This window comes from Mycoplasma sp. 773, from assembly GCF_053851515.1.
The window spans coordinates 17,144-42,241 of the sequence record NZ_JBSQAV010000001.1; the positions used below are offsets into that span (position 1 = coordinate 17,144).

At 26.2% G+C, this 25,098-nt stretch carries 19 protein-coding genes; 17 read left to right on the forward strand and 2 right to left on the reverse strand.

Translation table 4 applies throughout. The features are described 5' to 3' along the window. Positions 1–11 precede the first annotated feature (11 nt). The 14 genes from ACWXVJ_RS00075 to ACWXVJ_RS00140 all read left to right on the forward strand — a co-directional run bounded on the left by ACWXVJ_RS00075 (position 12) and on the right by ACWXVJ_RS00140 (position 18,892). Positions 12–2,027: an Mbov_0121 family peptidase domain-containing ABC transporter gene (locus tag ACWXVJ_RS00075; RefSeq protein WP_455965916.1), complete on the forward strand. Its 2,016-nt coding sequence runs from the start codon at positions 12–14 to the stop codon at positions 2,025–2,027. A 46-nt stretch (positions 2,028–2,073) separates the two neighbouring features. After that, positions 2,074–2,526, forward strand: a complete 453-nt coding sequence (gene ybeY, locus ACWXVJ_RS00080) for an rRNA maturation RNase YbeY (protein WP_455965918.1) — start codon at positions 2,074–2,076, stop codon at positions 2,524–2,526. Positions 2,527–2,550: 24 nt separating this feature from the next. Continuing rightward, positions 2,551–3,438, forward strand: a complete 888-nt coding sequence (gene era / locus ACWXVJ_RS00085; protein WP_444704880.1) for a GTPase Era — start codon at positions 2,551–2,553, stop codon at positions 3,436–3,438. A 1-nt stretch (position 3,439) separates the two neighbouring features. Further along, positions 3,440–5,083 (forward strand): hypothetical protein, encoded by a 1,644-nt coding sequence (locus ACWXVJ_RS00090; protein WP_455965920.1) that lies wholly within the window; start codon positions 3,440–3,442, stop codon positions 5,081–5,083. 17 nt (positions 5,084–5,100) lie between these two features. Beyond that, on the forward strand, positions 5,101–6,483 hold the full coding sequence (locus ACWXVJ_RS00095) for an ABC transporter ATP-binding protein (RefSeq protein WP_444704882.1): 1,383 nt from the start codon (positions 5,101–5,103) through the stop codon (positions 6,481–6,483). Beyond that, positions 6,473–7,336 (forward strand): ABC transporter permease, encoded by an 864-nt coding sequence (locus ACWXVJ_RS00100; protein ID WP_444704883.1) that lies wholly within the window; start codon positions 6,473–6,475, stop codon positions 7,334–7,336. Before ACWXVJ_RS00095 ends, ACWXVJ_RS00100 begins: the two co-directional genes overlap by 11 nt. Beyond that, the gene (locus ACWXVJ_RS00105; RefSeq protein WP_438340486.1) at positions 7,329–8,192 is read left to right on the forward strand and encodes an ABC transporter permease subunit; all 864 of its coding nucleotides are present in this window, start codon (positions 7,329–7,331) and stop codon (positions 8,190–8,192) included. Before ACWXVJ_RS00100 ends, ACWXVJ_RS00105 begins: the two co-directional genes overlap by 8 nt. 1 nt (position 8,193) lies before the next feature. Further along, positions 8,194–9,948: a hypothetical protein gene (locus tag ACWXVJ_RS00110; RefSeq protein ID WP_455965922.1), complete on the forward strand. Its 1,755-nt coding sequence runs from the start codon at positions 8,194–8,196 to the stop codon at positions 9,946–9,948. Positions 9,949–10,093: 145 nt separating this feature from the next. Further along, positions 10,094–11,437, forward strand: coding sequence for an asparagine--tRNA ligase (gene asnS / locus ACWXVJ_RS00115; protein ID WP_438340488.1), 1,344 nt, complete (start codon positions 10,094–10,096; stop codon positions 11,435–11,437). Positions 11,438–11,448: 11 nt separating this feature from the next. Next, positions 11,449–12,453: a hypothetical protein gene (locus tag ACWXVJ_RS00120; RefSeq protein ID WP_455965924.1), complete on the forward strand. Its 1,005-nt coding sequence runs from the start codon at positions 11,449–11,451 to the stop codon at positions 12,451–12,453. Beyond that, entirely contained in the window at positions 12,444–13,103 is a 660-nt protein-coding gene (locus tag ACWXVJ_RS00125) for an RDD family protein (RefSeq protein ID WP_438340490.1), read from the forward strand. The genes ACWXVJ_RS00120 and ACWXVJ_RS00125 overlap by 10 nt, the downstream gene beginning before the upstream one ends. A gap of 89 nt (positions 13,104–13,192) precedes the next feature. After that, positions 13,193–15,406: an ATP-dependent helicase gene (locus tag ACWXVJ_RS00130; RefSeq protein WP_455965926.1), complete on the forward strand. Its 2,214-nt coding sequence runs from the start codon at positions 13,193–13,195 to the stop codon at positions 15,404–15,406. A 14-nt stretch (positions 15,407–15,420) separates the two neighbouring features. Next, positions 15,421–16,959 (forward strand): MHO_4530 family protein, encoded by a 1,539-nt coding sequence (locus ACWXVJ_RS00135; RefSeq protein WP_455965928.1) that lies wholly within the window; start codon positions 15,421–15,423, stop codon positions 16,957–16,959. Positions 16,960–16,981: 22 nt separating this feature from the next. Next, on the forward strand, positions 16,982–18,892 hold the full coding sequence (locus ACWXVJ_RS00140) for a M13 family metallopeptidase (protein WP_455965930.1): 1,911 nt from the start codon (positions 16,982–16,984) through the stop codon (positions 18,890–18,892). A gap of 42 nt (positions 18,893–18,934) precedes the next feature. On the opposite strand, the gene ACWXVJ_RS00145 is transcribed toward ACWXVJ_RS00140, so the two are convergent. Further along, a complete protein-coding gene (locus tag ACWXVJ_RS00145) occupies positions 18,935–19,624 on the reverse strand; it encodes a TIGR01906 family membrane protein (RefSeq protein ID WP_455965932.1) in 690 nt (229 codons plus the stop codon). 282 nt (positions 19,625–19,906) lie between these two features. On the opposite strand from ACWXVJ_RS00145, the gene mnmE reads away from it, so the two are divergent. Then, the gene (mnmE, locus tag ACWXVJ_RS00150; RefSeq protein ID WP_455965934.1) at positions 19,907–21,253 is read left to right on the forward strand and encodes a tRNA uridine-5-carboxymethylaminomethyl(34) synthesis GTPase MnmE; all 1,347 of its coding nucleotides are present in this window, start codon (positions 19,907–19,909) and stop codon (positions 21,251–21,253) included. A 13-nt stretch (positions 21,254–21,266) separates the two neighbouring features. Continuing rightward, positions 21,267–22,634, forward strand: a complete 1,368-nt coding sequence (gene rlmD / locus ACWXVJ_RS00155) for a 23S rRNA (uracil(1939)-C(5))-methyltransferase RlmD (RefSeq protein ID WP_455965936.1) — start codon at positions 21,267–21,269, stop codon at positions 22,632–22,634. A 33-nt stretch (positions 22,635–22,667) separates the two neighbouring features. Here rlmD and ACWXVJ_RS00160 read toward each other — a convergent pair whose 3' ends face one another. Beyond that, a complete protein-coding gene (locus ACWXVJ_RS00160) occupies positions 22,668–22,964 on the reverse strand; it encodes a hypothetical protein (RefSeq protein ID WP_438340497.1) in 297 nt (98 codons plus the stop codon). Between the two features lie 434 nt (positions 22,965–23,398). Here ACWXVJ_RS00160 and ACWXVJ_RS00165 point away from each other — a divergent pair, with 434 nt between their 5' ends. Further along, positions 23,399–24,985 (forward strand): hypothetical protein, encoded by a 1,587-nt coding sequence (locus ACWXVJ_RS00165; RefSeq protein WP_455965938.1) that lies wholly within the window; start codon positions 23,399–23,401, stop codon positions 24,983–24,985. Positions 24,986–25,098 lie beyond the last annotated feature (113 nt).

Consider the following 25,098-nt stretch of genomic DNA (forward strand, 5'->3'; position numbering starts at 1 on the left):
CAATTGAATATATGAAAATTCGGTTCCAAGAAGATATTAAAGATTGTGGACTTTATGTATTACAATCATTACACAAATTTTATTGAAAAAAATGAGTTGATATAAATTTTTTAAAATATGAATCAACCTATTCTGAGGATGGGATTAATATTACCAATCTTTGTTTGTTAGCTAGTAAAATTGGTCTCCATACAGAAGCATTTAAAATTGAATGAGAAGAAATATTAAAACTCAAAACTTCTTTTCCATTAATTGCTATTTCAAAGATAGATAATTTTCTACATTATGTAATTATTGAAAACATAAGTGATAATTTTGTATTTACTTTAGATTCAACAAAAGGAAAAAGAAAAATAGAGATTAAACAATTTAAAAAACAATTTACTGGCCTAATTATAATAGTTAAAAAACAGCAAGAATGTAATCAAAAAAATATTTATGAAAAGTTTTTTTCTTTTAAATTTAAACTTAATTTAAAGTCATTAGTCATTGGCGTCCTATTTAGTTTCATTACTATCTTTTTAAATTTTTTACTTTCATTTATTAATAAAAATATATTTGCAAGTATTCAACAAATAAAAATATCAGAAGGACAAAAAACAATAATGTTTTTCTTTTGAATTTCAATGGTTTTGCTTGTTGTTTCCTTATTAAATAATTTTTTATTAACAAAATTAAAAAATTTAATATCAGCAACAATAAAAGAACAATTTATAAATAGCATTGAGGGAGCGGAATACAAACAAATTTTAAAAATTAGCAAGAATGAAATTCTCTTAAGATATCTGTCGATTGAATCAATAGCCGGTTTTTTATCGTTTATGATTTCTTTTATCTCTTCCTTTTTATTTTCTATTATCTTAGTTATACCTTTATTATTTTTTGTAAAAATAAAATTCATATTAATAGTAATACTTGTTAATATAATCAAGACCTTGGTTAGCTATTTTATAAACAATAAAATTAGCCTTTTATCAAAAAAGCTAACACAGAAAAGCGTTGAAGAAATAAATAAACTTTCGTTTATAGTAAAAAATGAAGATTCTTATGGACTAATGCTGTGAGAAAATCTTGAAAAACAAAGTTTTTTAAACAATATAAAAAGTTATAGAAATGATGATCTTAATATCAATAAATTAAGTTCAATAAAAAATTTAATTTTAAGGTTTTTAAATTTGATGGCAACAATAATAATTTATTGCTTTTTTTTATTACAAAAAACATCTAACCTAGGCCAATTATTTTTCATATTGCAAATACAAACAATTATTTCTGAACCAAGCAATAATCTTCAAGAATTTTTTATAGGATGAAAAATTTTTAAGAACGGTTCAACTAGATTAAATTTTATAATCAATATTCCACAATCAAGATTAAGAAATTCTATTAATAATATAATAGATTTAAAAACAATTAAATTCAAAGGGCTTTGCTTTGGATTTGAACGTCGCAATATAATTAATGATTTAAATTTTATTATTGATAAAGGTGCGAAATTGCAAGGCCCAAACGGTTCCGGAAAAAGTACTTTGTTTAAATTATTAAGTGGTTTTTATTTAAATTACAAAGGGTCAATTATTTTTAATAATATTGAAATCAAAGAGATAAATAAGTCTTGATTTAAGGAAAAAATTTATTTTTCAGGTAATGAATTTAATATGCCAAACATAGATTTATATACATATTTATTTTCAGATGTTAATAATAAGGAAAAAGAAAAAATATTAAAAGATACAGATTTCATCAGTGTTATAAATTCGCTAAATATAAATATATTTTCTAATCTACTTTTAAACTCAAATAAGTTTTCTATGGGACAAAAACAAATTATAAAATTATTGCCTCTATTAATAAAAAAATATCAATTGGTTTTGCTTGATGAAAGTTTTGAATTTTTATCACAGCAAATGTTTGAACTTATATCTAGATTAATATGCAAAAAACAAGAAAATTCTATTATTATTGAAACAAGCCATAATAAAAGATTTTTACTAAAAAATTCCCCAACTATTTTTCTAAAAAAATAAAATTAAATTTTTTTCATTTTTTTTGTGTTAATTTATAATTATTTTTATGAATAAATTAACCATTAAAAATAACAGTTTTAGCACGTTTAAATTTGAGAAAGATTTTTGCAATATACTCAATGAAGCAAAGGCAGAGTTTAATAGTACAAAAGATTTGTCTGTTGACCTTCTTTTTGTTAATAGATTCAAAATGAAAAAACTTAATAATTTGCATAGAAACAAAAACTATACAACTGATATTTTAAGCTTCCCACTAGAAGCAGCTAATGAGTTAGATTTTCTTGAAAATTTAGAGCTTGGTCAAATAATTATTTCGCCATGAAAAATTAAAAAACAAGCAAAAAAATTTAATCATAGTTTAAAAAGAGAATATTGCTATATTTTTGCCCATGGAGTTGCACACCTTTTTGGTTTTGACCACCAAACAGAAGCAGAAACTTTAGTTATGAATACACATGTAGAAAACATTATGAAACGTTTAAACATCACTAGATATTAATAAAAATTTTTATGAGGTTTATAAATGAAAAAAATTTGTTATGTTGGTTTAGTAGGAAGACCAAATGTAGGAAAAAGTACGCTAATAAATAACATTTTAGATTTTGAGTTGGCAATAGTTTCCAATGTTGCCCAAACAACAAGAGATAATATTAAAGGTATATACAATGATGATGAAGTCCAAATAATTTTTATTGATACCCCTGGAGTCCATAAGGCAGAATTCTTATTATCAGAAAAGCTAAATCAAAAAAGTTATGAAACAATGAAAGCTGTTGATATTGTCTTATTTTTAACGCCAGCTAATGAAGAAATAGGAAAAGGCGATAAATTTATTATTAACAAAATTAAGGAAACAACAGATAGCGAAATAATAGCAATAATAACTAAAATTGATTTAATTGATAACAAAATAAAATTAGATGAAAAAGCTCATGAATTAAAAAGTTTAGGAATTAATACCGTTTTGGGTATTGGCAAAGATTATAAACAATCCTATATTGATTTAATTGATGAAATTAAAAAATATTCTTATGAAGATGATTTGCCTTTTGAGGAAGATCAATTAAGCGATGTCTCTCTTAGATTTATAGCTAAAGAAATTATTAGAGAATATGCAATTAAAAATTTATATCATGAAGTGCCGCATTCAATCGCTGTGCTAATTGATGAATTTAAAGAAAATGATAGCGAAACAATTCCGTATACAATTTCAGCTACTATTTATGTAAAAAGCGAATCACAAAAAGGTATTGTAATTGGTAAAGGGGCACAAAAAATAAAAACAATTTCAATGTCTTCAAGAGAAAAAATTGCCAGTGTTTTAAAACATCCTATTAATTTGTTTTTAAGAGTTAAAGTTGATGAGGATTGAGTGGATAAAGAGGAAAAAATTAAGAAAGCTGGATATTAAAATGAAAATTCAAATAACTCATAAATTAAAGCTTTCACTCCTCTTTATTTTAATCAGCATTATTTTTGTAGTTTTTATTATTATACTTTTTTTAAAAATAAGCAACCCTTATAAAATAAGTATTTATAACTATGAATCATACCTTAATAAAAATACTATTAACAAGATCAAAAAAAACTATTCATATCATACATTTAAGAATCTTGATGAATTTACAAGAGCAATAAAAAATAAAAAAGCTGTAGCAGGGGTAAATTCTGATTATCAAATAGCTCAACTTATCGTTGAAAACAAGTTAAAAAAGATTAATTTTAAAAAAGTTTTTGATGTTAATTATGATGCAAAAAATAAAAAAGAGATCATATTAAATCTTTATACTAATGACGTAAAAAAACAATTTGATTTTTTTGATAGTTGAATAATAGAGGAAATAAAGAGAATTAATCCAAATAATAAAATTGACAAGTTAAACTTTAAACCTTTTCTTTATTATAAAGATAAGGAAGTTATTGGCTTTGAAGCAGATAATAAAGAAGGTATGGACCATTTCTATGAATTTTTAATTCCTTATTTTACTCTTGACAAAGGTATAGCCTATAATCCTGAAAATTCAGAAATTTCAAAATCTACAAGAAATAATATTAAGGAAAATGCTGATTTTAGTGATATTAAAGACGGAAAAAATTGATTTGATCTAATAAATTCATTATCAAAAAAATATAAAAATCCAAAATTTTACTGAACTGATTGATTTCTTGACAATGCCATGATTGGTCAATTTTATAAAAATCTAATTGGCAATGGAAGCCAAAAAAACTCATTCGGAAAATGAAAAGATTTAAACAAAGAGAACTACAAAAATATTATTGATCACTTTGCAAAATTTGTCAATGTTTCAACTGGCAACAATATAAAAGACACAAAAAGAAATAAACTTATAACTGATGGACAGGAAATTGTATCGGGCATAATTGAGCCAGCACGTGGAAAAGCTGATGTTGCAATAATGTATAATGGTGATGCACTTGATGCTTATTATGGAAAGGATAACTTTGCAAATTTAAATCAAAGTAATAATATATCGTTTGTTCGGCCTAAAAATACATATAAAAATATTGATGCATGAATCATTTCACAAGACACAGATGATAAAGAATCAGACGCTCTTCTAGAAACACTAAAAAACCTTGTTTTTGGGGATGTTAGTTTAAGCTACCAACAAATATATAATAAATACATAAATAATGTTTATAAAGAAATTAAAAATAGTGGGATTTCAGAAGAAGAAATAGAAAAAAATCTTTTTAACAAAAAAGATAAAAATAAAATTGCCAAATCATTAAAAGACATTGATTTATCATTTTATAAAAAATACTATAGATTTTTTAGAAATGCCTTTTCAAACGAAAATTTACAAAATGTTGCAAACTTTGATGTAATAAATTACACACCTAGTTTTAAGACTATAAAGTTCTTTTTATTAGAAACTTATTTCATTGATAGCAATAAAAATCAAGATCAAAAAGCAATTTCTATTTTTGATATAAAAGAAAACAAAGACATAAATTTTAGACCATATCAGCCGCTCAATCCTGAATTGAGAACAAAAATGATTGATTACTATTATCAAATAACCAAATCATAATGGTGAAAGGAACAATTATGGAAAAAAAGAAAGTTAAAAAGACAAACTCAGCAATCATTGAACTTGTTGATGTTGTCAAAGAGTTTGAAGACAAACTAGTTTTAGACAATGTCAATCTTAGTATCGAAAAAGGTGAATTTATTACTCTTTTAGGACCTTCTGGATCTGGCAAAACTACTATTTTAAGAATTATTGGTGGTTTTGAATGGGTTACTCGTGGAGAAGTTAAACTTCATGGCAAAGATATTAAGGATCTTTCCCCACATAAAAGGGATGTTTCTACTATATTCCAAGACTATGCCCTATTTCCACACTTAAATGTTGAAAACAATATTAAATATGGTCTAAGACTTAAAAGAATTAACAAAGAAAATCTTCCAAAATCATTTCATAATAAATTAACACTGCAAAGAAGAAAATGAAGAAAATTTGCCGATCAAAAAATGAAAAATCTCGACAAAGAATTCGAATTATATGAAAGAGAATTAAATAATAATTCATCGCTTTCAAAAAGAAAGAAACAAAAATACCAGCAATGAATTGATGATATGGATTTTAAATATTCATATTGAGAAAACTATGTTGACTTAAAAACTGAGGCATTTGAAAAAAGATACCTAACTAGAAAAATTACTAATGAAGAAATGGATAAAGAAGTTAAACAAATTATGGATCTCGTTGGCTTAAGCGGCAACGAAAAGAAAAACGTTAACTTTTTATCAGGTGGTATGAAACAAAGAGTAGCACTCGCAAGATCACTAGTTATTGAACCCGAAATTCTCTTATTAGACGAACCATTAAGTGCTCTTGATGCTAAAATAAGAGAAAAAATGCAAACTCTTTTAAGGGACATTCAACAAAAGCTGAAACTTACTTTTATTTTTGTAACTCATGACCGAAATGAAGCACTGCAACTGAGCGATAGAATTGCTGTTATTCGTGATGGAAAAGTAGAACAATTTACTACTCCGAAGGAACTTTATGATTTTCCAGTTAATAAATGAGTAGCAAACTTTATTGGAGATTCAAACTTTTTTAACGCTACTTTCATAAAAGCAAACAAGGTAAAATTTATGTCAAGGACTTTTGACACTATTCATGACGAATTTGAGCCCGGGGAAAGTTTGGATGCCCTTATAAGACCAGAAGATATTATTATAACAAGAGTAAAATCAAAAGCTAAGCTAACGGGAGAAATTATAAAATCAACCTATGGAGGCAGCTACTATAATTATGAGGTCCAATGTAAGGATAAAATTATTTATGTAGAAACTTCTTCAAAATACGCTGTCGGCAAAGAGGTATTTTTAGATTGGGATATTGATGCTATCCACCTAATGAAGAAAGATAAAAAACTTGAATTATTAGAAAATGAATTAGGTCAAACAAATGAAGTCTAGTACAAGAAATGTAAAAAAAATCAAAAAACTTTCTTCACCGATGTCAAAATTGCAATTTACATTTATAGTTCCATATGTTGTTTTTGCGGTTTTATTTATTATCCTACCTATGGTGTTTGTATGCATTTATGCATTTAAACCGTTAGAAGGACAAACAAAACTAGAAAATTGAGAAATTGCTCTAAAACCTTCAACATGAGTAATAATAGGAAGGTCTCTGCTGACTGGATTATTTGCTGCAACTGTATCGCTAATAATCGGTTTCCCGTATGCATATATTGTTTCAAGATCTAAATATAAGATTATTAAAATATTGGGTTTAACTCTAATTCTTAGCCCCTTAGCTATTTTTACAATATCAAAAGCTTTAGCAGTTAGAGGTTTATTCTCGGCAATTTTCGATGAAAATCAGTTAAATAACAATTTCTTTATTGTTTTTGGTATGGTTTATCTTTATCTACCATTCATGGTTCTACCATTGTACCAGGTTATTAAAGATATGCCAAATAACATTTTGGAAGCCTCGGAGGATTTAGGGTATTCAAAATTTAAAACAGTTTTTAAAGTTATAATTCCTTACACATCCAAAGCAATATTAAGTGGTTTCGGAATTGTTTTAATGATATCTGCAACCTCTATTATTATTTCAGACAAACTCTTACCAAATGGCAGTCAAAAACAACTAATTGGTAACCTAATAAACCAGTTTGCCAACACAGCCAACCCGTTTGATTTAGCAAATTCTTCAACATTAGTTATTATCACTCTTGCAGTTCTATTATCAATATATGCAATCATTTATGGAATACCATTCTTAATTAGAAAAAAAAGACAAGGAGGAAATTATGACTAAATTTAAAAACTTTTTAAAATATTCATATGTTTTTGTGATTCTTGCTTTTCTTTATATACCAATAATTTTTGGAACGATTTACAGTTTTAATTCCCCTTCAGATAAAGGAATTTTTTCAGTAACAACTTGAAATAGAACTTCTTTTGATGCATACAAGGAACTGTTTTCTAAATCACATAGTCTAGCATTTGTTAACTCATTTCTTCTTGGGATCGCAACTTCTGTCCTTGTTATTAGTATCTCCTTACTAACTGTTTTTGCTCTATGAAGACACAAGAATAAAGGGGCAAGATCTTTTGTGCAAGCAACCTCAAATGTGCCTATGATAAATCCTGATGTTATTACAGGATTGACACTTGCTATTGTTCTAAACTTCTTATTTTTTGGAACCCTAAAAGCAACGAGTGAAGGTTTTTTTAGATCTATTATTGGACATACTGTTATGTGTCTTCCATACGGAATTTTAATAATGCTACCTAAAAGCGATAAATTTTCCAAAAATATTTTTGAAGCAAGTCAGGATTTAGGATATTCAAAATTTAGAACATGATTTAAAACATATTTTATTTATATGCTAGGATCTATAATTTTTACATTTGTTATGACTATGACTTTGTCATTTGATGATTTTATTATTACAAGAATTGTTTCTAATACGGAAACGTTAGGAACACAATTGTATGAAGGTCAATTTCAGGCATGATCGCTGGCTATTGGTGCAATATCGCTTTTAATAGTAATATTTATAAATACACTATATATTATTTTTAAAGGAACACAAAATAAATTAGCTAAAAAATCCCTAGTTTTAAGTAAAAAACAAGCACAAAAGGATTTTTATAAGGAGGTCTTATAAATTGAACAAAAGAATTTTTAAGGTCTTAATATTTATACTTTCCTTTTTTGTTATAACCATAATTTTTATTTTTGCAATCTCAATTAAACTTTCAAATAAGTACCGACCAAGTATTTATAATTACGAATCTTATTTAGCGCCTTCTATAAAAGAAAAACTAAAAAAAGACTACAACTATAAAGAATTCAAGGAAATCAACGAATTTACCCAAGCATTAACCCAAGACAAAGCGATCGCTGGTGTTGGAAGTGATTTTCAAACAGCACAACTCATTATAGAAAAAAAGGTCAGAAAAGTTGATTTTGCTAGATTATACGGAAAAAGTGATGCCAATGACTGAAATGTTAGAAAGTTTTTTTACACAGAAAATGTTAGAAAACACCTTGAAAACTTTGATAATCTAATATACAATAAGCTAGTAAACCTACCTAAACACGAATTAGATTCAAAAGGTTTTATTTTAGACAAAAATAAAAAACTTTGAAAAAGTAATACTAGCGCCCAATGAGAACATTTTTATGACTTCTTTATACCGTATTATGCGCAAGACAAAGGAGTTGCATATAATGTTAATAAAAATAGTAGACCTAATTTAACACTAAACAATTCCTCAATTCAAGAATTAGAAAACAAATCAATGCAACTCGATTGAAATCAAATTTTTGATACCCTAAAAGAAAATAAATATCAACACATTGGTTGAACTAATGCGTTTGTTGATAACTTAATGATTGGGGCCATTAATTATAAATCGCGAGATAATAAAAATTGAAAACAATTATTTACCTTCAATGGAGAGGGAAAACTCTTTGACTTTAACGAGAATAATTACAAGCTAGCAATTGATTCTTTCGTAGCATTTGTCAAAAATTCTTCTGGTTATGATATTAAAAACACAGCATATAATCACCTAAGTGGCGATGGATTAGAATTGCTTAACTACCTTATTGAACCAAAACAAGGGCGCTCAGATTCATCAGTTATTTATAATGGCGATGCCTTAGACGCTTATTATTCAGAAGATAATTTTGCTTCAGTTGAAGAAGGAACAATTAGATTTGTGCGGCCTAAAAACAATTATTACCTTGTCGATGGTTGAATTATATCCCATAAACTAAGTGATGAAGACACTTCCAAATTTTTAGATAGCATTAGCTCTTTGATATATAATAACAACAACGTTATTATCAGATCGGCCGAGAGCATTGAAAAAAGATTGAAATTACTAGAAAAGCGTTTCTTTGAAACATTAAAAAAATTCCTGACCAATGAAGACCTAAATAGTTCCATCGATACTTTAACGTTAATTTTCAACAGTGATAGCAGACAAGAAATTATCAAACTTCTTTCAAAATCACAAAAATTAAAAAGCATTGATTGAAACAATCTGGAAAATTGAAAAAAATTCTTAAGAAGTTTTAAAAGTGAAATTACTGAGGATAATATTGAATTTTTACGAATTATAAGAAATAATTCTGATAAGGGAACAGATATTTTTTCAGATAGTTTTGAAGAAGTTTTTACTAAAAGCGACTTAGGTGAACTAATAAACTTTGAATATATTTCATATACACCAACAGATCTTTTAACATATAAATTTTTAGATGAATGGTATTTTGGAAATGATGAAATTGCCAAATCTATTTTCAAGCAACCCTCGACAAATGAGAATTACCATTTATTCACATATCCAATTATCGAAAACAACCTGCGAACAAAGATTGCAGCCTACTATTTCGAAGCAACAAAATCATAAATAGGTTAATCCTATTTTTTCTTTTAAATTTAAGAATAAAAACATTTAAACATTTAATAATGTTATCAAAAATTAAATAGTAACAAAATTTAAGTATAATTATAAATTATAAATTAGATTAAAAGAATTGGTTAGGAGCAATGTTATGACAATTAAAAAGTTATTACAAAACATTGAAACAATAAGAGAAAATGAAAAGTTTGAGGTTAAAGGTTGATTAGTTTCTAATAGAGGAAATGAAAAAATTAGATTCTTAACTGTTAATGATGGGAGTACTGTTGCAACATTACAAATAGTAGTTAAAGGAGAAATGATTCAAAAACTCAATGTCGCGCAAATTTCGCTAGGAACCTCATTAATTGCTAGAGGAATTATTCACCTCACACCAGATGCCCAACAACCGCTTGAACTTATTTTAGAAACATTAATTGTTATCAATCAAGTTGACAACGATTTTCCTATACAAAAAAAAGAAACTTCACTTGATTTTTTAAGAGAAATTCCTCACTTAAGAAATAGAACAAGCTTATTCAAAAGTATAATGTTAATAAGAAATACTCTTTCTTTTGAAATTCACAAATATTTTCAAGAACATGAATTTCTTTACATGGCATCACCAATTATCACTTCAAATGATGGTGAAGGAGCCGGCGAAACTTTGTTGGTTGATGATGAAACAAAAGAGTACTTTTTCAAGCAAAAAGCATTCCTAGGAGTTACAGGACAGCTTCATGCTGAAGCATATGCAGCTAGTTTTAAGAAGGTTTATACCTTTGGGCCTACATTTCGAGCCGAAAATTCGCACACATCACGCCATTTAGCTGAGTTTTGAATGATTGAACCTGAGGTTGCTTTTTATGAATTAAAGGATATTATTAACCTTGCAGATGATTTATTAAAAACTGTCATTAAAAACACTATAAGCAAACATTTAGATGAAATGAAGGTATTGCAATCTTACAATCCTGATCTACTGGAAACATTAAACAGATTTCTTGATAACAAACTAACAGTTATTGATTATAAAGATGTGGTTGAAAAACTTAAACCTTTTAGCGACCAATTTGAAGAAAAAAACATTTTTTTTGGTATGGATCTAGCTTCAGAACATGAAAAATTCCTTTCTGAAAAAATTGTAAATGGGCCAGTCGCTGTTACAAATTATCCAAAAGATATTAAAGCTTTTTATATGTACCAAAATGATGACAACAAAACTGTTGCAGCTTTTGATTTATTAGTTCCAGGGATAGGGGAATTAATTGGTGGTAGTCAAAGAGAATCAAGATATAGCAAACTTGTTCAAAGAATGCATGACTTAAAAATTTCACAAGAACCCTTGCAATGATACATAGACTTGCGTAGATTTGGATATGCACCATCAAGTGGTTTTGGGATTGGTTTTGAAAGACTAGTGATGTATGTGACAGGTATTGCTAACATTAAGGATGTCATCCCCTTCCCAAGAGTTGCTGGACAAATTAAAATGTAACAAGGATATTAATGAAAAAAAATCTAACTATAATTATTCCTATTTACAACGTAAAAATACCTCTAAATAAAATTTTTTACAATATCTATAAACAAAAATCACAAAATTTTAATATCATTTTGACCTTTGATAGACCGAAAGAAAAGGATTATATAGAAATTGATAAACTACAATCAAAGCTAGGCGAAAGATTAAAAATTATCTTTAATTCGGGCCATCAACATTTCGATGTTGTAATAAAACAAGCTTTAGATCTTATTGAAACCCCTTATACGTTCATTCTTTACTCATATGCCAATTTAAAAAATGAGTTTATTCAAAGATTTGATAATTTTATTAAATCTTCGCCCAAAAAAGCAGATTTCATACAAGTTCCCGGATATAACCAAGTAATAAACAAATTATTATTCAAGTCAGCCCACTTATCAATGTTAGGTTTAGTCAATTTAGAAACCAATAAACTACCTTTTATATTAACTAGCCCTTTTATGTTCAATTCAATTGTTAAGACAAATATTTTAAAGAAAGTTTTTTTCTTACCTAAAACAAAGGATCTCAATCTAGAATATTCACCCAATCCTGTTTTTCAAAGCCTTCTTTATTCAAAAACATATGCTTTTTTCGAAGACACATGAATCATTAATAATAATGATAATCCATTAATTTTTAACCCTAAATCCTTGACTCGCAATTGAAATAATATATTCAATTCCTTCAATACAATAGATATTGAAACTAAAAATGCTCTCGAATTGGCTAAATGTCTAAATTATTGCTATTATATTGCTGCAATTGTCGGCTCATTAAAACATAATAAGAATCCATTAGATGAAAAAACACTAATTAGCATTAAAAACTCTCTTATTCAAGAAATTTCAATACTAAGACCTTTTTGAGTAGAGCAACTCCAAATAAATCACTTTTTTAAAGAATTTAATATTCAAAAACTTTATGATTTAACGTCTGGTTTTAGTAAAAAATGAGACCACATTATTAAAAAATTTATATGACCATAAAGCAAAATGTTAAGGCTAATTTTTGAATAAGATTATTAGCTACATTAATTGATCTTCTTATTTTCATAGTTTTAATTGTAGCGACTTCTTTTATAATATTCAATTACAAAAAAGCTGAATTTCGCACACAAAGTACCACACTAAAAGAAATATACTTTCGCCTTTGGCTATTATTGATGATTTTTTTATGTATATTTGAATACATTGTTATTCCAACAATACTAAAAGGCCAAACAATTGGAATGTTAATATGTAAAATCAAAATTCTTTCCGATGAAGAAAAAAGAAGAACTTCCAAATTTATTTTTGATCGGCAAAGACTATTTGCATTCTTATGAATTTTTGTTTTTATGAGTTTCATGTTAATGTCTACTGATGCATTTTTAAAAGCTGCTCGCGGTGGAAAATTAAATAATGTTGAAAAGCTTGTTGTTATATTACCAACAGCACTAGCTACGATTTCTATAAATCTTCAAATACTGCTAATTATTTCTGGTATTTCATCAACAAGACTAAGTTGAAATGATAAATTATCGCGAACAAAAACCGTTTGAAAAAATAGATATGAAGATATTATTGAAGATGAAAATTTAACGTTTAAAATTAAACCAAAAAAACGTGAACTTCCTAAAATCAATATCACAAAATAGCCAAAAATTAAGGCTATTTTTTATTACTAAATATTAATAGGTTTAATTAGGTTATAATTATAAAGTATATTTAATTATAAGGGGTGAAGATGATAGAACTAGAAAAACTAAATAAACAACAACGAGAAGCAGTAGAATACAATGACGGACCACTTCGTATAATTGCTGGTGCAGGTTCAGGAAAAACAAGAGTTTTAACATATAAAATATCATATTTAATTGATGAATTGGGAATAAAACCTTCACGCGTTTTAGCTCTAACTTTTTCAAACAAAGCAGCTAATGAAATGAAACAGCGCGTTATCACAATGGTGAATAATCCTGAACAACTTCCTGTCATAAGTACTTTCCATGCTATTTGTGCAAAAATATTAAGATATGAAATTCATTTGCTAGGTTATGAGAACGATTTCCAAATTATTGACGAAATAGACCAAAAAGCAATCCTTAAATCAGTCTATAATGAATTAGAAATATCTAATAATGAATTCAGTTATAGTTCAATCATTTCATTCATTCAAAACAAAAAGAATTCATTATTTGAATTTTTAAATATTGAAAACGAAAATATTGACACATCTTTATCTCTACAAGAAAGAAAAGCTATCGAAACAAAGGAATTGATTTACAAGCATTATCAAGAAAGATTGCAACGATCAAAAGCGCTTGATTTTGATGACTTACTAGTCTTTGTTTACAAACTTTTTTATGACCCAAAATATGAGCATATAGCCAACAAATGGGCTAAACGATATGACTATTTATTAATTGATGAATTTCAAGACACAAGCATTATTCAATACAAAATACTACAAAAACTTTGTTCAACAAATAAATTAACAATTGTAGGAGATCCCGACCAAACAATCTATAGTTGAAGAAATGCTGATATCAATATAATTATTAATTTTCACAAGGATTATCCAGATGCTATCACAATTAAACTTGAAGAAAATTATCGATCAACTAAAAAAATTCTTTATTACGCAAATAAATTAATCATTAAAAATAAATTAAGACTAGAAAAAAACTTATACACAGAAAATGAAGAAGGAGAAGATGTTGAATTTTACTGTGGTCATAGCGAAGAAGCTGAAGCCCGGTGAATAGCGCGAAAAATTTCAGAATTAAAACGTTCGAGAGTGCAATTAAAAAATATTGCTATTTTATTTAGAACCAATAGCTACTCAAGAGCAATTGAAGAAGCTTTGATTAGAGAAAGTACAATATACAAGCTTTTTGGCTCAATCAAATTTTATCAACGTGAAGAAATTAAAGATGCTTTAGCATACTTAAGAGTTATTCATGATGGTAGTGAAATTATGCTTCTACGTATCATAAATAAACCTTCAAGAAAAATTGGGGAGGTAACCGTTGATAAGTTAATTGAATTTGCAAGAAATAAGGGTACAACATTATTCAATGCAATTGAAGCGCATATTGATGAACTGCAAGAAACTTTAAGTATTTCAACAACTACACTTCAAAAATTAGCTTCACTAATTAATGATATTCGGTGAGCGAGAGCAGCCTTAAAAACTAATTCAATAAGCAGCACGCTCAAAGAGTTTATGTATAAAAAAATAAACTATTTTGATACATTTAAAATTTCCGAAGAAGATTATGAATCAAAACAAGAAAATTTTCAAAGTTTAATAAACGCTATTGAGTTATGAGAAAAAAACAATTCTCACGGTACTATAGATGAATATCTACAAGAAATTACACTAATAACAGATAGAGACGTCGAAAACGATGCAACAAGTTTTGTTTCATTGATGACAGTGCACAATGCTAAGGGATTAGAATTTGATTATGTTTTTATTTGTGGGCTTGCTGAAGGTTTATTCCCTCTAAAAAGAGCAATTTCTATTTCACCAAGTAAAGATTTTACATTTTTAACTAATTCAAATACACATGAAGAAAATATTGAAGGTCTTGAAGAAGAAAGACGGCTTGCATATGTTGCAATTACAAGAGCTAAGAAAAAGCTTTTCCTTTCATTTGCAATTAATAGATCTGGTTTTACTAAACGTAGCAGATTTTTAGGAGAGGCAGGTATAAAAGAACAAAATGGTTCTGTAACACTTGCAAATGATTTTTCTATTGCTGAAGAAAATCACCAAAACAATAGCCATTTAGTTGTCGGAGATTATATAATGCATAAAATCTATGGACGCGGTGAAATTATTGATATGGTTGACTCAATAATTACTGTAACCTTTCCACAACAAAAAACCACAAAACAATTTGAAAAATCGCATCACTCAATTAAAAAATGAGATGGTGACCTTAATGACTAAGGAGTTAATTTAATTTGCTAATCTGAATTATTGCATTCTCTTCCATAATATTCATTTTTTCTTTTTGATTTATTTTATTTTTAATAAGAACACAAAATAATATTAAAAACGAAAGTGGTTTCCTCTGTTTAGAAATTGATTTGAAACAAAATAGAATTAAACATCTGAATGGTATTCCCAACATTTCAAATGAACCCACATTTATAAAAAAATTAAACCTTCTAAATAATAAATGAAGAAAATTAGATGACTTATGTGAGATTTTAGAAAAAAAATATAAACTTCTTTTTTTAAGTGCTTTAAAAAATAAAGAAAATACGATTATTAGTTTTGAAACAACACATAACAAGCATTCAACATTCAAAACAAAGGTTAGTTTTGAAATAAATTTCATAAATGATCAAAAAGCTTTTATGACAGTTAATTGAAACAGAAATGATACTATTAAAAATGAAGTTTTCGAGGCTTTAAACACCAACATTTCTTACCTTTTTTCGCCAAACAGCAAATATATAGCATGTGGTTTTATTTTAAACATAAAAAATATTAATAGTATTAATAACTTTATAAAACTTTTCCAAGATAGTTGCGTTTATAATCAAATAAAAGGCGTCAAAGTTTTTCTTGATTGAAATAAGATCTTTTTCGTCTTTCCCTCTGATAGATTTCAAAGTGGCCATTCTTACTATGCAACTAAAATCTTTGCAAACACTGCTACTCTTTACAAAAATCTTTACTCTACCTTTTTTTCATTTAACAATGAGCTTTTAACCAACAAAAATCAATTGTATTATGAAACGGTCTTTGACTTTGTCAAAACACTTACACCTATGGTTGATTATTGAATTCCGAATAACATAGAAGATAACAAAGATTTTAAAATTTTTAAAGAAAAATATGAATATACACTTGACGAAATAAAACAAAGCAATAATATTGATTTTAAAGCTGTGTCTATAAATAATTTTGGCGATGAAAATACTAAACTCAATTTATTATTAGTTAAAAGAAAATTTGAAATTTTAAATATAAAAGATGAAAATATCATAGCTTCCTTAGACATTTATAAAAATTTTTTTATGCAAATATATGAAAACATCAAATCACAAGATATTCATGGAAAAGTTTTAAATATACAAGATTTTATTTTTAATTATATTGATAATAAAAGTATTGAAAATTCTATTAAAATTGATCGTTCCTTTGTTCAATTAGTTTCACTTAATTCAAAAAAAAGTATGTTAAGAGTTAAGAAAAAAATAGAACAAATTAAAGAAAACTATCCAAAGGCGGCTATAGGAATAAAATTAACCGAAATCAATAATGATATTATTTCACTAATTGGTAAATGAGTGGGAATTATATGATTTGATAAGTCGCTTACTAAAATGCTTAATAACCCAGAAACAATGTTATATATTGGTCTTATACTCAAAAAGGCAGAGCATTTAAAAATCTCAATTGTTTTTGAGAATTTAGATTTCAAAAACTATAAAAAAGTTTTATTTAACAAAAAAATTAAAATGTTTTACTCAAGCGAAAGAAAAAAATAACATTAAATTTGAAAGGTAAATTATGAATAAAGCTAAAATTAAAGAAAATTTTTTTGAGGCAATTAATGGAGAATGATTAAATAAGCATAAAATTGCTGATAACAAAACCTCAGTCGGCACGTTTGAAAGATTAGATGAAAGTTTAACAAGATTAAAAACTAAACTTATAACAAAATGATCAATCGACTCATCCGAAATAACTGAAAATAAAATTCTTCTAGAAATGGTTAAATTTTATAATTTAGTTAATAATTGAAACGATAGAAAAAAACACTCAATAAAGCCTATTATTCCAATACTAAAAGAAATAGAGTCATATCAATCATGAAATGATATTGAAAATAACTATACTAGCTTATGCTTAAGAAATTTTGAAGTTCCTATTCCTTTTTTTATACACACAGATTTTAAAAACAATGAAAAACAAACCCTTTTTGTTTCGACCCCTTCTGTTATCCTTCCAGAAAAAAGTTATTATAGTGATGAAGAAAAAAAGAACTCATTTTATAGAATTTGAGTTAATATGGTTAAAAAAATGCTGTTAAAAGTAAATAATGATGAAAAATGAGCAAATGATTTAGTTAACAAAGCTCTCCTATGAGATAACGAGGCATCAAAATATATTCTTTCAGCGCAAGAATGAGCAATTATAACTAACATTTATCACCCTAGAAAAGTTGATGATTTCAATAAAAAAATAAAAGAAATAAATTTATCTAATATTTTAAATTCATTAATCAATGATAGCATTAGTGAAGTTATTTGCGTTTCGAAAGATTTAGTTGACAATTATTCGAAATTATTAACAAAAGAAAATTTTGAACTTTATAAAGCTTTTCTATATATTTCATCATTAATTGAATTATCTCGCTTATTAGATTACGAAAGCTTAGTAATTTCTGGGGAATTTTCAAGAGCTTTAAGTGGTCAAAGAAAACCTTTTAGCAAGAAAAAAATAGCCGTAAAATTTGTTGTTGATAATGTTTTTTCTATGCCTTTTGGTAAATATTACGGTGAAACATATTTTGGTCCCCAAAACAAAAAGAATGTCGAGCAAATGATTCATAAAATGGTCAAAATATACGAGGACCGCTTAAAAGAAAACACCTGACTATCAAAACAAACAAAAGACAAAGCTATATTAAAACTTTCTAAAATCGGCGTTTATGTAGGCTACCCAGAAATTATTGAAGATTTTTATAAGGAATTTATTGTTCAAAAGTATAATGGCTATGATGATCTAATAACAAATGCCCTTAATTTCACAATGGCTGTTCAAAAAGCGAAATTTGCTGAATATGGTAAAAAGAAAGATATTAATCTTTGGTCAATGTCTCCGGCTATAATTAATGCTTATTATAACCCTTCGAGTAATAAAATAGTTTTCCCAGCAGGCATTTTACAATCTCCATTTTATAGTTCAAAACAATCCTCTTCTTCAAACTACGGTGGTATAGGGGCAGTTATTGCTCATGAAATATCACATGCCTTTGATAATAATGGGGCTAACTTTGATGAAGTAGGTAATATGGTAAATTGGTGAACCGAAGATGATAAAAAAGAATTTAACAAAAGAGCTGAAAAAATGGTTAAATTATTTGATAATAAAAAAACAGAAGTTGGTAAATGTGACGGAAGACTAACAGTATCCGAAAACATCGCAGATGCAGGTGGGTTATCATGTGCCCTTGAAGCAGCAAAAAGCGAAAAAGATTACAACCCAAAACATTTTTACATAAACTATGCTATCACCTGAAGATCTAAACAAAGACCTGAACTCCAAAAATTACTATTAGCTTCTGATGTTCATGCTCCTGCTATATTGAGAACAAACATCCAGGTACAAAACTCTGACGATTTTTATAAGACTTTTAAAATATCAGAGTCTGACCAAATGTTCCTAAGCCCGAAAAAAAGAGTAAAAATTTGATAATTAAAACCTCCTTCTTGTATTTTAAAAAAGAAGGAGGTTTTTTTAATGTAACAAAACAGATTGTTTTCTCTTTCGTTTTAAAAATAAAATTAATTGTAAAAAAATAAAAAGAGAAATTCAAAAAATAATTACTGATGCTATAAAAATAGCACTGTTCTTAAAAAAAGTAGAAGGTAAAATTTTAATAATTTCATCTTTTGAAGGTTCAAATATTCAATTTGTTTTACCAGCAAAAAATAATTCATGAAACTTACGGAAAGCAACATCATAATTACTAATTACCAACCCTATAACAATAATCAGCACCCCTAGTAAAATTGTCGAAGCAATAAAACAAGATTTAATAATTTTTATTCTTATTTTTGTAAATTTTGATATTAAAAAAACTAAAAGAATTGTAAATAAAGAAAAACCCAAAATAATAAAATCTATTAAAATCAGTCTTTTCACATCTGCGAAATGCGCCATCCCTAAAGATGAATAATCTAATTTCCCAGTCCCAAATTTCTTAAACAAAACTAAATAATTAAAAAGTTCGTTATATGCTAATTTAAGTTGATCATAATTTAGTTCACCATTATTAAATTTGATATTTTTGTAATCCAGATTAGATAAATGATAATAGTAAAAAGGTTTAATAATTATTGGCAACATAATCGAAAAACTTAAGATAAATAGCATAATACTTATTATCAAAAAAACATACAAAAAATATTTACATTTTTTCCACATTGCTTATATTAGTATAGCATTAATTAACAAAATGCTTTTTAAAAAATAATTCTGTTTTTTAGCAATAAAGTAACAAAGAATAGAAATGTTATTAAATAGTAAATAAAAAACAAAACAATTGACACTAAAAAAACTTTTTTTCTTTTAAAATTAAGGTTTTTTTATTTTTTTCGACTTATCGACATTTATTATTTTTATTATTAATTAAACAAAAGAATAAACATATATTTTTCTTTTTTATTTTAAATTATTTTCTAATAATTTTAATATAATTAAAATTCTATGAATATTAATTATTATAATGATACTATAGCAGCTATTTCTTCTGGCAATATTAATCAAGCCATATCGATTATAAGAATATCAGGACCTGAGGCAATAAGTATAATTAAAAAAATTTATACAGGAAAAATCGGGAAAGATAAAACAATAACTTATGGATTTATAATAGATCCAATAACTAACAAAAAAATAGATGAAGTCTTAGTTAGTTTTTTTATCGGTAATAAAAACTATGTAGGAGAAGATACAATCGAAATAAATGCTCATGGTGGAATAATTGTTACAAATAAAATTTTAAATTTAATAATTTCAAATGGAGCAAGATTAGCAACTCGTGGTGAGTTTACAAGACGAGCATTCATAAATGGCAAAATTAGTCTTGAAAAAGCAGAAGCTATAAATTCTCTTATACATGCAAAAACTAATATACAAGCAGAAATTGCTATTAATCAATTTGAAGATAAAGATAATGAATTAATTAATAAATTAGAAGAGCAACTAATTAATATTATTTCAATTATAGAAATAAACATTGACTACTCAGAATATAATGATATTGAGCAAATGGATAAAACAAAACTTTTAAAGTTAATAACAAATTTAAAACAATATATTGAAATAATAATAAAAAAATCAGAATTTGCAACTGATGTATATAATGGAATAAAAGTGGCTATCGTCGGAAGACCTAATACCGGGAAATCTTCAATTTTAAATTTATTATTAAATAAAGAAAAAGCAATTGTTACAGATATCGAAGGAACAACAAGAGATATTATTGAAGGCGATTATGAAATAAATGGAATTCCTTTTAAAATAATAGATACTGCAGGAATTAGAAAAACTCAAGATAAAATAGAATCAATCGGAATAGATCGTTCATTAAATGCAATTAAAGAAGCAAAAATTATTGTCCATTTATTTAACCCAGGTCAAAAAGAAAACAAAGAAGATGAATTAATAAAAGAAATGTCAAAAGGAAAAATATATATTCCAGTATTGAATAAAAGTGATTTATTAAATGATAAAGTTTCATCTGATTATATATTAACATCAGCAAAAAATAAAAATATTTGAGAGTTAAAGAATAGTTTGGTAAAAAACTATTTAAATCTTGATTATAATGACAAGGAATTAATTTATAATACTAGAAGATTAGGTTTGTTAAAGCAGTGCTATATTGAATTAAATAATGCGATTTTAAGTATGAATAAAGGTTTCGGCCCTGAGATTGTAATACTTGATATTAATAAAGCATGGTCACTACTTAGAGAAATTTTAAACAAAGAGCATGATAACGAATCTCTATTGGATAATATGTTTAATAAATTTTGTTTAGGAAAGTAAAAAAAGGTGAAAAATGGGTTATAGTAGAAAAGTCGAACTAAAAGAAGGCCAAATATTGAAATGGGTTAAAAATGAATCAAAACCCTTTTATTTAGGTCTTTCATATGAAGGTTTAGGGATAATAAGAGATTTTAAAGTTCCTATATTTGTTTATAATTTACTGCCTGATGAAGAAGTCGATATCGAAATAACATATTGCTCTAAAAAATGTTGTTTTGCAAAAGTAAAAAAATATAGAACTTGTTCATTATTGAGAGAAAAAATGGAACCTTCAAGAGTTTTATTGTATGAAACAGGTTCTACTCCACTAGCTGGGATTAATTATGAAAACCAGTTAAAATTTAAGCAATATATTATTAAGAATTTATTTGAAAGAAATTTAAATTACACAAAAGTTTTACCTATACTTGAATCAAATTGCCAATGGTTTTACCGCAATAAAATTTCGTTGCAAATAAAATATGATGAAAAAGGTCCAAAAATAGGTTTTTTTAAAAAATATAGCCATGATCTAGTTGAGCAAACAGAAATGGAACTTGCGGTTGTTGCAATTAGGGAATTTTATAAAAAAGTGCTAATTAGTCCAAAAACAGATTTTGAAAAAGATTTTAAAAATCTTATATTTCAGGTTAAACCATTTAAAATTACTTTAAGATCGCCAAAAAGCTCATTTTGTTGTATTGAAATAATTCTTCATATTAAGGAAGATTTAAGTCCTGAAAATATAAAATTATTTGAAGCCTTATTAAAGGACAATCTAAGCTATAAAGTAACTTTCTTTAATACAACTTCTAATAAGTGGATTAATTTGCTAAATCATAATGGCATAAAATATGAACTTGGAAAATTAGTGTTTAATGTTGTTAATGATACTTTTTATCAAATAAACGAAACGGTTATGAATAATATATATAAAAAGATAAGTGATTGAATACCTAGTAATGAATTGAATGTTTTGGATGCTTTTGGTGGAGTTGGCACAATCGCTTGCTTTATTGCGCATAAATGTCGTAAGGTTTATTCGGTTGAGATAAACAAAAAATCATCATTAATGGCTATTGAAAATATTAAAGAAAATAAAATTTCTAATATCGAAGTAATAAATGATGATGCAAATAAGTGGCTTATTTTAAATAAAGAAAAAATTGATCTAGTGATTTTTGATCCGCCTCGAGAAGGTTTAGATTCAGAAACTATTAAATCAATTAAGGATTCTGATATTAAGAAAATAATATATTTAAGTTGTGAGCCTAAAACATTAGTTCGTGATCTACAGAATATAACAAGTTTCGGATATGAATTAATAGAAGTACAGCCTTACGATATGTTTCCACAAACTCAACATATTGAAACTCTAGTTTTACTAGAAAAGAAATCTTAATAAAATTTAAATTTAAAAAAGTAAGTCAAAAACTTACTTTTCATCAATTATATATTCAGTAAAGTTTGATAAGTCTTCCATTTTAAAAACATGAAGCGAAACTAGTGATTTTTTAAATCAAGGAATAGTTTTTATATGTTGTAAGGCTTTTGTAATTTGTAATAAATTATTTATTGAACGTGAGAAATAAAAGCTGTTTGACAATCAGTGAAAACCATAGTGTCTTAAAATATCCCTTATTTCTTCATATGCTTGTTTATAATTTTCCTCGCCGACTCCATATTCTCTAATTAATAATTCTTTTTTTAGATAAAAAACAAGACCGTACATATATACCTCTATAATGTAAAAAATATATATTTAATTATACCACCATTACCCTTAAAAAATATACCCTTAAAAAAGTAGTTACTTTTTATTAAATTTAAAAATTAATAAGAAAATTAAAAAACCTGATGAAACAAAAGACTTGAAAGTTTTATTGAAATTCAAGTCTTTTTTTATTTTTATTAATTTTTAAAAAAAATATTAACGCAAAGTAAATCATAGAAATAGCTTCAATAAATATTGGTTTTTGTTACAAAAATATAGATAAGAATATATTTTTAATAATTGATTATTGGCTTTAAAATCTTTTTAAAAAATGAATTGTTTTTATTTGTTATGTCTTACGTATCAAAATTGCATAAAAATGCAACATATATATATATATATATATATATATAATATTACAATAAATATTTTTTATATTAAGGAGTAATAAGATGACAAAAAAATCTAAACTTTTTCTTTTAGGAACTTCATCTGCATTATTAGTTCCTATTATGACAATATCTTGCGCTACAAAAAAAGAACCAAATAACCCATCAAATCCAGTTAATCCGCAAGATTCTCAAAAACCAAAAAAGACACCCCAAACACCTTCATCAATTGAACTGTTAGGTTTTGATAAAGAAGAATTAAATAAGCCTTCTATCGATAAATCGATTACAGAAGAAGATTTTAATAGACAAATAGGAAAACAAAATTCACAAAAACAAACGAATCCTTCAACAGATGATAAAAAACCTCATAAACCATCTATAAAGTTAGACGAGAATGCTTTCAAAAACATTGCTCCAGATATTATTTTTGATTATAATGAGCCTTCAAATGAACAGATCCAAAAGATAGTTAATAATTATTATAATCAATATCTATATCAAAAATACGACCCCTCAAAAGAGGAAGAAGGAATTAGATTTTCTTTTTCATTAGAAGGACAGGAATACATCTTTAATAAAGATATTAATGTCAATAAGATTAAGGTAGATGAAAACAAACAAAAACATTTAAACTCATTAGCAGACGAGATAGTTTTTGCTTTGAAAAATAACAGTAAAACATATTTAAGTGAAAAATATAGTAAGGTTTTAATATCTTCATTTGAAAAACAAAAGCAAAAACAAATCCTAGATACTTTTGAAGAATATATAAATAAAGAATGACAAAAGATGAATAATATTTATGATGAGTCTTTATTTACGTCTAACGGTGTCGCTGCTAATGACATTAAAAATAGCATAAATAACTATTATAAACAAATTGATCCATCAAAAAGAACGATAAGACAATTATTACAAGACAAAAAAGATGTCAATAACTATTTTAGAATGTTAAACATTTTGCTATTTAGTTTTGCAGATCTTAAAGAATTCGGAGAAAAATTTCCACTTTTTCAACAAAATAAATTTATAACCAAACAACAAATAGATGAAAGAAAAATCACTCACGGAGATTTTGGCAAATTAATTCAATATCGTAAAAACGCTATTAAAAAATTAGGAGAAAAAATCACATATAAAACTTGGTTACAAAACCAAAATGATGCTTACTATACCTTGTCAACAAATTTAGATATTCATAAAATGCACGATTACAATATTGCATTAACACAATTGTGAACATTTATTGATGAGCTAAAAAATGGTGCTAATCTAATAAAAATAGATAAAACAAAATTAGAAACAACCATGTACACTGAAGATCAAGTTATTGAAATGCTAAAAAAACCTGAAACAAAAAAACAAACAGAAGCTGCCTTTTATGCTCAATATAAAGATAAACATTTTACAAATATTTTTGACCCAAAAGAAAAAAATACAAGATGAGATAGAAATAAAAATTATATTTTGGAATTTAAGGCTTGAGTTCATAAATACAAAAACCAAACTAAACCAGGAATTTTTCTTTTAACCAAAATAACGTTTGACAATAAAGAAACAGATGAATTTTTAATAAAATATACATTTCTTCATCGAACAGGTGTTGGTCATCTTGGATTTCTAAAAACACCTAAAAACGCAAAATAAAAATAAATAAAAATTATCTACGGTACCGAAAAATCAATATAAACTTGTTTTAGTTAAAAAACCACAAAAAGTTTAAGATTTAATTAGAAAACATAGGAAAAAGTAGACACCCT